Origin of the sequence: Nocardioides sp. (assembly GCF_035547795.1) — a bacterium.
Taxonomy (GTDB): domain Bacteria; phylum Actinomycetota; class Actinomycetes; order Propionibacteriales; family Nocardioidaceae; genus Nocardioides.
In genome coordinates, this window is record NZ_DASZUF010000166.1 from 1 (window position 1) to 11,729 (window position 11,729).

The 11,729-nt window shown below is 72.1% G+C and carries 11 protein-coding genes and 1 rRNA gene; 8 read left to right on the forward strand and 4 right to left on the reverse strand.

The genetic code is table 11. The features are described from left to right. Positions 1-1,534, forward strand: a 1,534-nt coding sequence (locus tag VHA72_RS11340; RefSeq protein WP_414689794.1) for a transketolase-like TK C-terminal-containing protein, incomplete at its 5' end; no start/stop codon positions are given. 12 nt (positions 1,535-1,546) lie between these two features. On the opposite strand, the gene VHA72_RS11345 is transcribed toward VHA72_RS11340, so the two are convergent. Then, a complete protein-coding gene (locus VHA72_RS11345) occupies positions 1,547-2,494 on the reverse strand; it encodes an alpha/beta fold hydrolase (protein ID WP_325575255.1) in 948 nt (315 codons plus the stop codon). A gap of 89 nt (positions 2,495-2,583) precedes the next feature. Here VHA72_RS11345 and VHA72_RS11350 point away from each other — a divergent pair, with 89 nt between their 5' ends. The 7 genes from VHA72_RS11350 (at position 2,584) to VHA72_RS11380 (ending at position 9,621) form a co-directional block, all read left to right on the forward strand. Beyond that, complete coding sequence (locus VHA72_RS11350; RefSeq protein ID WP_325575257.1) at positions 2,584-3,765, forward strand: PucR family transcriptional regulator; 1,182 nt, start codon at positions 2,584-2,586, stop codon at positions 3,763-3,765. 86 nt (positions 3,766-3,851) lie between these two features. Next, on the forward strand, positions 3,852-5,036 hold the full coding sequence (locus VHA72_RS11355; protein ID WP_325575259.1) for an acyltransferase domain-containing protein: 1,185 nt from the start codon (positions 3,852-3,854) through the stop codon (positions 5,034-5,036). Then, positions 5,033-6,034, forward strand: coding sequence for a beta-ketoacyl-ACP synthase III (locus VHA72_RS11360; RefSeq protein ID WP_325575261.1), 1,002 nt, complete (start codon positions 5,033-5,035; stop codon positions 6,032-6,034). Before VHA72_RS11355 ends, VHA72_RS11360 begins: the two co-directional genes overlap by 4 nt. 31 nt (positions 6,035-6,065) lie before the next feature. After that, positions 6,066-6,311, forward strand: a complete 246-nt coding sequence (locus VHA72_RS11365) for an acyl carrier protein (RefSeq protein WP_524538592.1) — start codon at positions 6,066-6,068, stop codon at positions 6,309-6,311. After that, positions 6,311-7,576, forward strand: a complete 1,266-nt coding sequence (locus VHA72_RS11370) for a beta-ketoacyl-[acyl-carrier-protein] synthase family protein (protein WP_325575263.1) — start codon at positions 6,311-6,313, stop codon at positions 7,574-7,576. The genes VHA72_RS11365 and VHA72_RS11370 overlap by 1 nt, the downstream gene beginning before the upstream one ends. After that, entirely contained in the window at positions 7,576-9,006 is a 1,431-nt protein-coding gene (locus tag VHA72_RS11375) for an acyl-CoA carboxylase subunit beta (RefSeq protein ID WP_325575265.1), read from the forward strand. The genes VHA72_RS11370 and VHA72_RS11375 overlap by 1 nt, the downstream gene beginning before the upstream one ends. Before the next feature lie 96 nt (positions 9,007-9,102). After that, positions 9,103-9,621, forward strand: coding sequence for a hypothetical protein (locus VHA72_RS11380; RefSeq protein WP_325575267.1), 519 nt, complete (start codon positions 9,103-9,105; stop codon positions 9,619-9,621). 37 nt (positions 9,622-9,658) lie between these two features. Here VHA72_RS11380 and VHA72_RS11385 read toward each other — a convergent pair whose 3' ends face one another. The 3 genes from VHA72_RS11385 to rrf form a co-directional block, all read right to left on the reverse strand. Beyond that, on the reverse strand, positions 9,659-10,189 hold the full coding sequence (locus VHA72_RS11385; RefSeq protein WP_325575269.1) for a DUF3145 domain-containing protein: 531 nt from the start codon (positions 10,187-10,189) through the stop codon (positions 9,659-9,661). Positions 10,190-10,349: 160 nt separating this feature from the next. Beyond that, entirely contained in the window at positions 10,350-11,492 is a 1,143-nt protein-coding gene (locus tag VHA72_RS11390) for a tetratricopeptide repeat protein (protein WP_325575271.1), read from the reverse strand. Positions 11,493-11,601: 109 nt separating this feature from the next. Then, positions 11,602-11,718: ribosomal RNA gene (rrf, locus tag VHA72_RS11395) — 5S ribosomal RNA — on the reverse strand. Between the last annotated feature and the right edge of the window lie 11 nt (positions 11,719-11,729).

The window sequence follows — 11,729 nt, forward strand, 5'->3', positions numbered from 1 at the left end:
GATCGACGCCCTCGAGGGCAAGAACGCCACCCACCAGATGAAGAAGCTGACGATGGCGGATCTGAAGAAGTTCCGCGACCGCCTCTACCTGCCGATCTCGGACAAGGACCTCGAGGAGACCTACGAGGCCACCGGCGCGGCACCGTTCTTCCGCCCCGCCGAGGACCACCCGGACATGGAGTACATGCGCGAGCGGCGCAGCCAGCTCGGCGGCTCGGTGCCGCGCCGGGTGCTGCGGGCGACGCCGCTCTCCCTGCCGAGCGACGACGTCTACCGCGACCTCAAGCAGGGATCGGGCAAGAACAAGGTCGCCACCACCATGGCGACCGTGCGCCTGCTGCGCGACTGGATGAAGGACCCGGAGCTCGGCAACCGCATCGTCCCGATCGCCCCGGACGAGTACCGCACGTTCGGTATGGACTCGATGTTCCCCTCCGCCAAGGTCTACAACCCGGGCGGTCAGCAGTACGAGTCGGTCGACCGCAAGTTGTTGCTCTCCTACAAGGAGGCGACCAACGGCCAGATGCTCCACGAGGGCATCTCGGAGGCCGGTGCGATGGCTTCGGCCACGGCCGCCGGCTCGGCGTACTCCACGCACGGCGTGCACATGATCCCGTTCTACATCTTCTACTCGATGTTCGGGTTCCAGCGCACCGGCGACTCGATCTGGGCGATGGCCGACCAGCTGGCCCGGGGCTTCCTGATCGGCGCCACCGCCGGTCGCACCACGCTGACCGGCGAGGGCCTGCAGCACGCCGACGGCCACAGTCCACTGCTGGCCGCCAGCAACCCCGCCGTCGTGCACTACGACCCGGCGTTCGCCTACGAGGTCGCGCACATCATGCAGAGCGGCCTCGAGCGGATGTACGGCACCGGTGGCCCCGAGGGCCAGGGCGAGAACGTCATCTTCTACATGACCGTCTACAACGAGCCGGTCTCCCAGCCCGCCGAGCCGGAGGGCGTTGACGTCGAGGGCATCCTTAAGGGCCTGCACCAGGTCACCCGTGCCGAGGGCGAGGGCCCGCGGGTCCGCCTGCTGGCCTCCGGCGTCGGCTACCCGTGGATCGACGAGGCCGCCCGCCTGCTCCGCGAGGAGTGGGGCGTCCAGGCCGACACCTGGTCGGTGACGTCGTGGAACGAGCTGGCCCGCGACGCGATCGCCGCGGAGCAGTGGAACCTCAACCACCCCGGCGAGACGCCGCGTACGGCGTACGTCACCGACAAGCTGAGCGGCTCCACCGGCCCGGTCGTCGCGGTCTCGGACTTCATGCGAGCGGTCCCGCTGCAGATCGCACGCTGGGTCCCGGAGGACTACCGGGTGCTGGGCGCCGACGGCTTCGGCTTCGCCGACACCCGCCCGGCCGCACGCCGGTTCTTCCAGATCGACGCCCAGTCCGTCGTCGTCCAGGCGCTCCAGGCGCTGGCGGACGCCGGCGAGATCGACCCCGGGCTAGTCGAGAAGGCCTTCGCGGCGTACCGGATCGACGACCCGACCGCCACTCAGGGCATCAAGCAGGAGGGCGGCGACGCCTGACGCCTGCTCCGCTCAAGCCAGCTCGGAGGCGGGGGCGACGGGCTCCAGCAGCCTGGGACCCCCGCCCTTGAGCAGCCGACGCCACTTGGCGCGGCTGTAGGTCGCAGGGACGGTGGAGGCGATGAAGTCGTCGACCAGCTCCACGAACTCCTCGGGATGGTCCTTGTGCGGGAAGTGACCGGCGTCCTCCAGCACGACCACCCGCGCGGCCGGCGCGATCGTGGAGACCATCGCGGCGTGCCGGACCGGCAGGACCCGGTCGTCGGCGCCCCACAGGACGCACAGCGGCATCGCCTCGGTGAGGTAGGCGCGGTCCTGCATGCTGATGTTCTGGCCGCGCCAGTCGATCACGCCGGTGACCAGCTTGTGCACCGCGTAGCGAGCCCGCGGATCCTTCAGCGACTCCACGATGTCGGCGACCTCGCCCAGATCGCGCAGCTCGCGCACGCCCGACCTGGCCAGCAACCGCAGCAGAGCGGTGTTGACCTGCCGCACCACCGGCGCGGTGAGCGCCCCCAGCGCGAGCTGGTAGCCGGGCAGGCCGAGCGCTCGGATCAACACCGTCACCTCGCGGCCGAGGCCGCCCGGGTCGACCAGCACCAGCCGCTCGGTGCGCTCGGGGAACTGATAGGCGAACTGCATCGCCACCGCCCCACCGAAGCTGTGCCCGACCACCGTGGCCCGGTCGATGCCGAGCACCGTCATCAGGTCGCGCATCCCGTTGGCGAAGCCGCCGGGACTGTAGTCACCGCGCGGCTTGTCGGATTCGCCGTGTCCGAGCAGGTCGGGCGCGACCAGGGTGTACCGCCGCGCCAGGGCGTCCCACACCGGGTCCCAGGTGTGGCGGTTGCAGCCCAGCCCGTGCAGGAGCAGCAGAACGGGCGCGGTGCCGAACTCCCGGCCACCCAGCGCATAGGCGCGCCGGTGGCCGTGGATCGTCACGAACTGCGTCGTCGGCATCGGGATCACTTTCCCCTCGGCGGTTCCGATGTGGTGCCCGATTCAACCATGGCCCATTCTCGGCGTCCGGGAATGGCAGGATTCGCCTCGTGACGTCGTCACCCGCCCGGAAGGGCCCCGCCGTACCCGGCGCCGCACAGCTGCAGCGCTCGACGGGTCAGCTCGCGACCGCGGCCACCACGCGGATGGAGGACGACCTGCCGTGGTTCCGCGCGCTCCCGGCGCAGGAGCGCTCCTGGGTCGGCCTGATGGTGCAGGCGGGCATCCAGGGCTTCGTGCAGTGGTACGCCGCCGGAGGCCCGGGCGAGGCGGTCAAGGCCGATCTCGCCTCCACGATCTTCGGCGCCGCGCCGCGCGCGATGGCCGGCGCGATCACGCTGCAGCAGACCGTCGACCTGGTGCGGCTCTCCATCGACGTGGTGGAGAGCAGCCTCGACGACCTGCTCGACCCCGAGGACGTCCTGCCGGCGCGTGCCGGCGTGTCGCGCTACGCCCGCGAGGTCGCGTTCGCGACCGCCGAGGTCTATGCCCGCGCCGCCGAGCAGCGCGGCGCCTGGGACGCCCGGCTGGAGGCACTCGTGGTCGACGCGGTGCTGCGCGCCGACCCCGACGAGGCCCTGCTCGGTCGGGCCAGCGCGCTGGGCTGGAGCGCCCGCGGCTCCATCGCGGTGGTGCTGGGCCGCGCGCCCCGCCACCGCGATGACACCGACCTCTTCGAGGAGGTACGGCGCCGGGCCCGAGTGGCCGGTCTGCACGCGCTGTGCGCCGTCCAGGGCGAGCGCCTGGTGGTCGTCCTGGGCGAGGTGAGTGACCCGCGCAAGGCGGCCACGACGCTGGTGGACCTGTTCGACGAGGGTCCGGTGGTGGTCGGGCCGGTGGCTGCCGACCTGACCGCGGCGCACGGCTCGGCGCGGGCCGCGCTGGCGGCGTACCGGGCGGCGCCGGGCTGGACCGACGCTCCCCGGCCGGCCCTGGCCGATGAGTTCCTGCCCGAGCGGGTGCTGGCCGGGGACGGACACGCCCGCCGCCACCTGCTGGAGGAGGTCTACCAGCCGCTGCGCGCACGCAGCCCGCTGGTGGAGACGCTGGGCGCGTACCTGGCCAGCGGCGGCAGCCTGGAGGGCGCCGCCCGGGCCCTGTTCGTGCACCCGAACACCATCCGCTACCGGCTGCGCCAGGTGGCCGAGGTGACCGGCTACACACCCACCCAGGCGCGGGACGCGTTCGCCCTGGAGATCGCCCTGGTGCTGGGTCGCCAGTCCGAGGCCTGATTTGTAGGTTTCCTACAAATCTCTCGGCGGGAGTTTCGTGCGCGCCGTCCGCGCCTACCCCGAGGTAGACCGGCAGAGTGGAACCCGTGCTCGTCATCGTCGCGCCCGGGCAGGGCGCTCAGTCCTCGGGGTTCTTGAAGCCGTGGCTGGAGGACCCGTCCTTCGCCGCCCGTCTGGAGTGGCTCTCCACCGTCGCCGGTCTCGACCTGGCCCACTACGGCACCGAGGCGGACGACGAGACCATCCGTGACACCGCGATCGCCCAACCGCTGCTGGTCGGCGCCGGTCTGGTCGCGGCGCTCAGCCTCTACCCGCACCCGGCCGACGCGTTCGGCATGGTCGGCGCCGTCGCCGGCCACAGCGTCGGCGAACTGACCGCCGCCGCCGGCGCCCGGGCGATCAGCGCCGAGCAGGCCATGGTCCTGGTCCGCGAGCGCGGCCGCGCGATGGCCGACGCCGCCGCGACCACGCCGACTGGCATGACCGCCGTTCTGGGTGGCGACCGGGAGGAGGTGCTGGCCCGACTGGCCGAGCACGGCCTGGTCGCCGCGAACGACAACGGCCCGGGCCAGGTGGTAGCGGCCGGCACTCTCGAGCAGTTGGCGGCCCTCGCCGCCGATCCGCCCGCGAAGGCCCGGCTGATGCCGCTCAAGGTCGCTGGCGCCTTCCACACCGGCCACATGGAGCCCGCCGTGGCCCGGCTCGAGCGCCTCGCCCGCAGCGTCTCGGTGCACGACCCGCGCACCGCGGTGATCAGTAACCGCGACGGCCGGGTGGTGCACGACGGCCGCGACGTGCTCGCCCGGATCATCGGCCAGATCGCCCGACCGGTGCGCTGGGATCTGTGCCTGGAGACGATGACCGACCTCGGCGTCACCGGTCTGCTGGAGATGCCGCCGGCCGGCACCCTGGCCGCGATCGCCAAGCGACAGCTGCCCGGGGTGGAGACGTTCGCGCTCAAGACCCCCGACCAGCTCGACGACGCCCGCGCGTTCTGCGAGAAGCACGGCGAGGCCAGTCGGATCGAGACCACGCCGACGTGGCGGATGGTGGTCGCGCCCGCCAAGGGCACCTTCCATCTGGCCGACGCGGCCCGCGACGTCGCCGTCCTGCCCGCGGGCACGGTGATCGGCGAGATCGCCAGTCTGCGGGAGCGGATCGGCGTACCCGCCGCCCACGGCGGCCAGGTGGTCGAGTGGCTGGTGGAAGACGGCGACCTGGTCTCCCCCGGCCAGCCGCTGTTGCGCCTGCACCCGGAGGCGTCGCTGTGAGCGCGCTGCAGGCCTCGGTCGGCGCACCGCACGCCCGCATCCTCGGCGTGGGCGGCTATCGCCCCAGCCGGGTGATCCCCAACAGCGAGATCGTCGACCTGATCGACTCCAGCGACGAGTGGATCCGCACCCGCTCGGGCATCGTCGAGCGTCGCTGGGCCACGCCCGAGGAGACCGTCCAGATGATGTCGGTCGCCGCCGGACGGCAGGCGATCGAGGCCGCCGGTCTCGAGCCGCAGCAGATCGACTGCGTCATCGTGGCCACCGTCAGCCACATGCTGCAGACGCCGTCGGCGGCGACGCTGATCGCCGACGAGTTGGGCACCGACCACCCGGCCGCGTTCGACATCTCGGCGGCCTGCGCCGGTTTCTGCCACGGCGTCGCCATGGCCGCCGACTTCGTCCGCGGCGGCAGCTCACGGCACGTGCTGGTGATCGGCGTCGAGCGGCTCTCCGACCTGACCGACGTGCGCGACCGCGGTACGGCGTTCATCTTCGCCGACGGCGCCGGTGCGGCGGTCGTCGGCCCGAGCCAGACGCCCGGCATCGGCCCGGTCGTCTGGGGGTCGGCCGGCGAGCAGGCCGGCCTGATCACCCAGAAGAAGGACTGGCTCGAGGTACTCGCCGACGGCGACACCGAGCGACCCTGGCTGACGATGGACGGCAACCCGGTCTTCCGGTGGGCGGCCTTCGAGATGGCCAAGGTGGCCCAGGACGCGCTCGACCGCGCCGGCATCACCGCCGAGGAGCTGGACTGCTTCGTCCCGCACCAGGCCAACATGCGGATCATCGACGCGCTGGCCCGCACCATGAAGCTCCCGGCGTCGGTCAAGATCGCCCGGGACATCGCCACCATGGGCAACACCTCGGCAGCCTCCATCCCTCTTGCCCTCGAGCGGATGATCGAGCAGGGTGAGGCCCGCTCCGGAGACACAGCGCTCCTGATCGCCTTCGGCGCCGGGCTGGTCTACGCCGCCCAGGTCGTCGTCGTTCCGTAGTAGTCACCCCACACCAACAAGAAAGGTCATCATGGCCACCACCGAAGAGATCCGCGCCGACCTCGCCGAGATCGTCAACGAGGTCGCCGGCATCGATGTCGCCGACGTCCAGCTCGACAAGTCGTTCGTCGACGACCTCGACGTCGACTCGCTGTCGATGGTCGAGGTCGTCGTCGCCGCCGAGGAGAAGTTCGGCGTCTCCATCCCCGACGACGAGGTCAAGAACCTCAAGACCGTCGGCGACGCGGTCGCGTTCATCGAGCGCGCCCAGGCCTGATGGGTCGCACGCGAGTCGTCGTCACCGGGCTGGGTACCACCAGCCCGGTGGGCGGCGACGTCACCAGCACGTGGGACGCCCTGGTCGCGGGGCGGTCCGGCGTACGTGCCCTCGAGGAGCCGTGGGTCGAGGACCTGCCGGTGAAGATCGCGGGTCGGATCGCGGTGGAGCCCAGCGAGGTGCTCGACCGGGTCAAGGCCCGCCGGCTGGACCGATCGGCCCAGTTCGCCATGGTCGCCGCGATGGAGGCCTGGGCGGACGCCGGGTTCGCCGGTACGGCGCAGGAGGCCGGGCTCGACGGCGATCGCGTCGGCGTGGCCATGGCCTCCGGCATCGGCGGCGTGACCACGCTGCTGGACAACTACGATGCCCTGCTCGCCAAGGGCCCACGCCGCGTCTCCCCACTGGCCGTGCCGATGCTCATGCCGAACGCGCCGGCCGCCAACCTGAGCCTGTACGTCGGCGCCCGCGCCGCCGTCATCACGCCGGTCTCGGCCTGTGCCTCGGGCAACGAGGCGATCGCGCACGCGGTCGACCAGATCCGGCTCGGTCGCGCCGACGTGGTGCTTGCCGGCGGCACCGAGGCCGCCATTCACCCGCTGCCGATCGCCGCGTTCGGCAACATGATGGCGCTCTCCAAGACTGCGTCCGGTCCCGAGGGCGGCGACCCGACCACCGTCAGCCGGCCCTGGGACACTGCCCGCGACGGCTTCGTGCTCGGCGAGGGTGCCGGCGTCCTGGTCGTGGAGCGACTCGAGCACGCCCAGGCGCGCGGCGCGAGGATCTACGCCGAGGTGCTCGGCGCCGGCGTCACCGCCGACTCGCACGACATCGCCCAGCCCGACCCGGCCGGTCGTGGCGGCTCCCGGGCGATCCTGGGCGCGCTCCGCGAGGCCGAGATCGACGCCTCGGCGATCAAGCACGTCAACGCGCACGCCACCTCCACCCCGCTCGGCGACATCGCCGAGGGCCTGATGCTGCACGCCACCTTGGGTCAGCACGTCTCCGAGGTGGTCGTCACCAGCACCAAGTCGATGACCGGACACCTGCTCGGCGGCGCCGGCGCGCTGGAGGCGATCGCCACCGTGCTCGCACTGCACCACCGGGTGGCGCCGCCGACGATCAACCTGGACGACCTCGACCCCCAGGTCGAGCTGGACATCGCCACCACCGCCCGTGAGCTGCCGGCCGGCGACATCGCCGCGCTGAACAACTCCTTCGGCTTCGGCGGCGCCAACGTGGCCGTGGCCTTCGGGAGCATCTGATGACGGTGACGGCTCGGTCCGCGGCGAAGCCTCCTCGGGAGGAGGATCCGCGTTATCCGCTGCACCGACTCGAGGCGCTCTTCGACGAGGGCTCGCTGCAGCTGATCTCGCCGCTGGACGACTCGGGCATGCTCGCCGCACACGGCACCGTCGACGGCACGCCCGCGGTGGCGTTCTGCTCCGACGCGACCGTGATGGGCGGGGCGATGGGCGACCAGGGCTGCCGCGTCGTCGTCGATGCCTATCACCGGGCACTCACCGACCGCGTCCCGATCATCGGGCTGTGGCACTCCGGCGGCGCCCGGTTGGCCGAGGGGGTGCTCTCGCTGCACGCCGTCGGACGGATCTTCCACATCATGACGCAGGCGTCGGGTCAGATCCCGCAGATCTCGGTGGTGCTCGGGCCCGCCGCGGGCGGGGCGGCGTACGGCCCGGCGCTGACCGACGTGGTGATCCTCGGGCCCGAGGGCCGGATCTTCGTCACCGGCCCGGACGTGGTCCGCTCGGTCACCGGCGAGGACGTCGACATGCTGCGCCTGGGCGGACCCGAGCCGCACGGCCGTCGCTCCGGCGTGGTCCACATCCTCGCCGACAGCGAGCGGGATGCGCTCGACCGGGCTCGCGACGTAGCCGGCCTGCTCGGCAGCCAGGGCGGCCTGGACGTCACGGCGGTGGCCGACACCGACCTCGAACAGTACCTGCCCGAGTCGAAGAAGCGTGCCTACGACGTGCATCCGCTGGTCGAGGGGCTGCTCGATCAGGGCACTGTCCAGGAGCTACACGCCCGGTGGGCGCCCAACGTGGTCACCGCGCTGGGTCGCTTCGGGGGCCGCACGGTCGGTGTGATCGCCAACAACCCGCTGCGGCTCGGCGGCTGCCTGGACTCGCTGTCGGCGGAGAAGGCGTCCCGCTTCGTGCGGATGTGCGACGCCTTCGGCGTACCGCTGATCGTGGTCGTCGACGTGCCCGGCTACCTGCCCGGTGTCGGGCAGGAGTGGGACGGCGTGGTGCGCCGCGGTGCGAAGCTGCTGCACGCGTTCGGGGAGTGTGTGGTCCCCCGCGTCACGCTGGTCACCCGCAAGACGTACGGCGGCGCCTACATCGCGATGAACGCCCGCTCGCTGGGTGCCACCAAGGTGTTCGCCTGGCCGGGTGCCGAGGTCGCGGTGATGGGGCCGGTCGCCGCCATCCGGATCCTGCACCGGCGCAAGCTGGCCGAGGTCTCCCCCGACATCCGGCCGCAGGTCGAGGCGGAGCTGGCCGCGGAGCACGAGCGGATCGCCGGCGGCGTCGAGCGCGCCGTCGAGATCGGCGTGGTGGACGAGGTCGTCTCCCCGGAGCGGACCCGCTCGGCCATCGCCGCGGCCCTCGACGAGGCTGTCCAGACCGCGGGCGTCCTGCGCGGGGAGCACGGCAACATCCCGCTCTGACCGCTCCCGAGCACCATCGGTGCCCCGTGTGGCCGTAACCACACGGGGCACCGTCGCGTTGGACACCGTGACGGCCGCGACGCGACGGGAGGAACCATGCGACACCGAGGACCGGGCCAGGTCTATCGCGGCGTGGTCTCGCTCGCCCTGCTGGGCGGGCTGCTCGCCGGCGGCTCCGACCCGCTGGGGGGCCTCCTCGGCTTGCTCGGCGGAGGCAGTACGACGCCGGCCGCGACGGTCCAGCCCTCGGGCCAGCTGTCGATGGGCAACCAGGTCCTCCGCAAGGGCTGCTCGGCGTACTCGTACGGTTACAGCATCACCGTGCCCCCCGGCGACGACTGGGACCTGGAGACGTTCCTGACCGACAAGCACGGCACCTCACAGGGCTCGGACGTGATCCTCTCCGGCGCCGACCCGACCACCGGCACCAAGCACATGACGCTCTGCCGACCCAGCAGCCCGGCGGGCACGTTCACCCTGCACGGCACGCTTTACACCTCCGACGGCGTCGACCCGACCACCACGACGGTGCTGGCGCCGGTGACGGTGAAGCTCGCCAAGCCGCACCATCACAAGAAGCATCATCACAAGCACCACGCGAAGAAGCGCCGCTGAGCGGTTGCTCGGCGGCGCCTCTGCGTCGTACGTGCGGTCAGACCACCTGGTGCAGCCAGCGCACCGGGGCACCCTCGCCGGCGTGGCGGAAGGTCTCCAGCTCGTCGTCCCAGGGCTTGCCCAGCAGCCTGTCGATCTCGATCATCAGCGTGGTCTCGCCCAGCGCCGACTTCACCACCGCGGCCTTGAGCCGGTCTTCGGGGATCATGATGTCGCCGTGCAGCCCGGTGACGGCGTGGAAGACGCCGAGCTCCGGGGTGTAGGAGAACCGCACGCCCTCCGAGCCCGAGGTCGGCTCCTCGGTGATCTCGAACCGCAGGTGGTTCCAGCCCTTGAGCGCCGATGCGACGGCAGCAGCCGACCCCACCGAACCCGTCCAGGACAGTTCGGCGCGATAGGTCCCCGCCTGGGCCGGCTGCGGCGTCCAGTCGAGGTTCACGGCAACGCCCAAGACACCGCCGACGGCCCACTCCACGTGCGGGCACAGCGCGGACGGCGCGGAGTGCACGTAGAGCACGCCCCTCGTCGCGGTGCGGGTGGCGCTGTGCGTGGTCGTGTATGCAGTCACCGTTGGTCTCCTTCGTTCCGGCGCGAGCGACGCCTTCCCCAGCGGTCTCCTCGGAACAAGTCAACGGTGAAAGTACACGTGTGTAGTTGTGAGGCCATTGTGACGCATGAGGGCGCGGGATGCCAAGGCAACCGCGCCCTCCGCGCGGATCAGGCCGAGATCAGTCGCCGATGCGGCGCTCCAGATCCGCCGCCCGCTCGGCAGCGTCGGTCAGCTCCTCGCCGTCGATCGCGTGGGTGCGGTGGAACCAGGTCAGCGCCTCGTTGAGCCGGCCGGCCGCCTCGAGCGTGTCGGCGTACGCATAGCGCAGTCGCACGACCCAGGGGGCCCGGCTCTTGTTGGCCAGCGGCGCCAGCTCCAGGATCCGCAGCGCCGCGTCCAGCTGGCCCATGTCACGGCGGGCTCCCGACTCGACCAGCGTCATCTCGGCTTTGGCCTCCGGCCGGAAGTTGGCCACCGAGGGGCTGTGGGCAAGCTTGATCGCCTGCTCGGGGTGGCCGAGGGCCCGATGGCAGTCGGCCATGATCGGCAGGTACGCCGTCGCGCCGTTCATCCGCTTCGCCGCCCGCAGCTCCGCCAGCGCCTCGGCATAGTGACCGGCCGCGTAGGCCGCCTCTCCCAGCGCCTCCCGGATCACCGCGAGCCGCTGGGTACGCGCCTTCGCCGCCTTGGCGTGCTGGTAGGCCAGCTCGGGGTCCTCGTCGATGTAGTAGCCCGCGGCCGCGAGGTGTCGCGCGACCCGGGCCGCCAGCTTCTCCGGCAGGCCCTTGAGCTGCGCGGCCACGCCGCGGTCCAGTTCCTTGCCGGTGATGTGCTCCGGCAGGTCCGGCCCGTCGTACGCCGCCTGCTCCGCCGTCCGCGGCTCCGGCTCGGGCCCCGCGACGCGACGGTCGGGGCGCTCGGCGCCGTACCGGTTGCCGGCGCGCTTCTCCGTCGACTTGCCGGCGAACCGGCTACCGCCCGACGTGCGCGCCGGGCCCCCGGCTGCGCTCCGCGACTTCCCACTGCTCGCACCGGTGCCACGCGGCTTGCCGGACGTGCCGGAACCGGCCGCTCCGCGCGGCTTGCCACCGACGGCGTTACGAGGCTTCCCACCGGTCGCGCCCGCGCTACGCGCGCCGCCGCCGGCCCGGGGCCCGTCCGCCCCGGACCGCCCCGGCTTGCCTGCGCCTCGCTGGGGGGCGCCTCCGCTACGTCCGCCGGTCCTGCCGCCCTGACTGCCGCCGCGCGAGCCGCCCTGCGTCGAGCCCGTCGACGACTGCCGCTGGCCGCCGCCGCGACCGCCCTTTCGATCCTCTGCCATGGACCCAAGCCTTCCTTCCCGAAGCGCGCGGCGCCAGCAACGGGCGCACATCGACACGCTAAATGCAGCGTAGGGACCACGAGAACGTGGCCCCTACGCGTGAGTGTTTGTCCGGCGGTGTCCTACTCTCCCACAGCCTCGCGGTTGCAGTACCATCGGCGCTGAAAGGCTTAACTTCCGGGTTCGGGATGGGACCGGGTGTTTCCCTTTCGCTATGACCGCCGTAACCCTTTGCCC

Bases quoted from the DNA above. Each gene is read 5' to 3' on its own strand.
- VHA72_RS11345 (WP_325575255.1), bottom strand. From the start codon at position 2,494: ATGCCGACGACGCAGTTCGTGACGATCCACGGCCACCGGCGCGCCTAT.
- VHA72_RS11365 (WP_524538592.1), top strand. From the start codon at position 6,066: ATGGCCACCACCGAAGAGATCCGCGCCGACCTCGCCGAGATCGTCAAC.
- VHA72_RS11370 (WP_325575263.1), top strand. From the start codon at position 6,311: ATGGGTCGCACGCGAGTCGTCGTCACCGGGCTGGGTACCACCAGCCCG.
- VHA72_RS11375 (WP_325575265.1), top strand. From the start codon at position 7,576: ATGACGGTGACGGCTCGGTCCGCGGCGAAGCCTCCTCGGGAGGAGGAT.
- VHA72_RS11380 (WP_325575267.1), top strand. From the start codon at position 9,103: ATGCGACACCGAGGACCGGGCCAGGTCTATCGCGGCGTGGTCTCGCTC.
- VHA72_RS11390 (WP_325575271.1), bottom strand. From the start codon at position 11,492: ATGGCAGAGGATCGAAAGGGCGGTCGCGGCGGCGGCCAGCGGCAGTCG.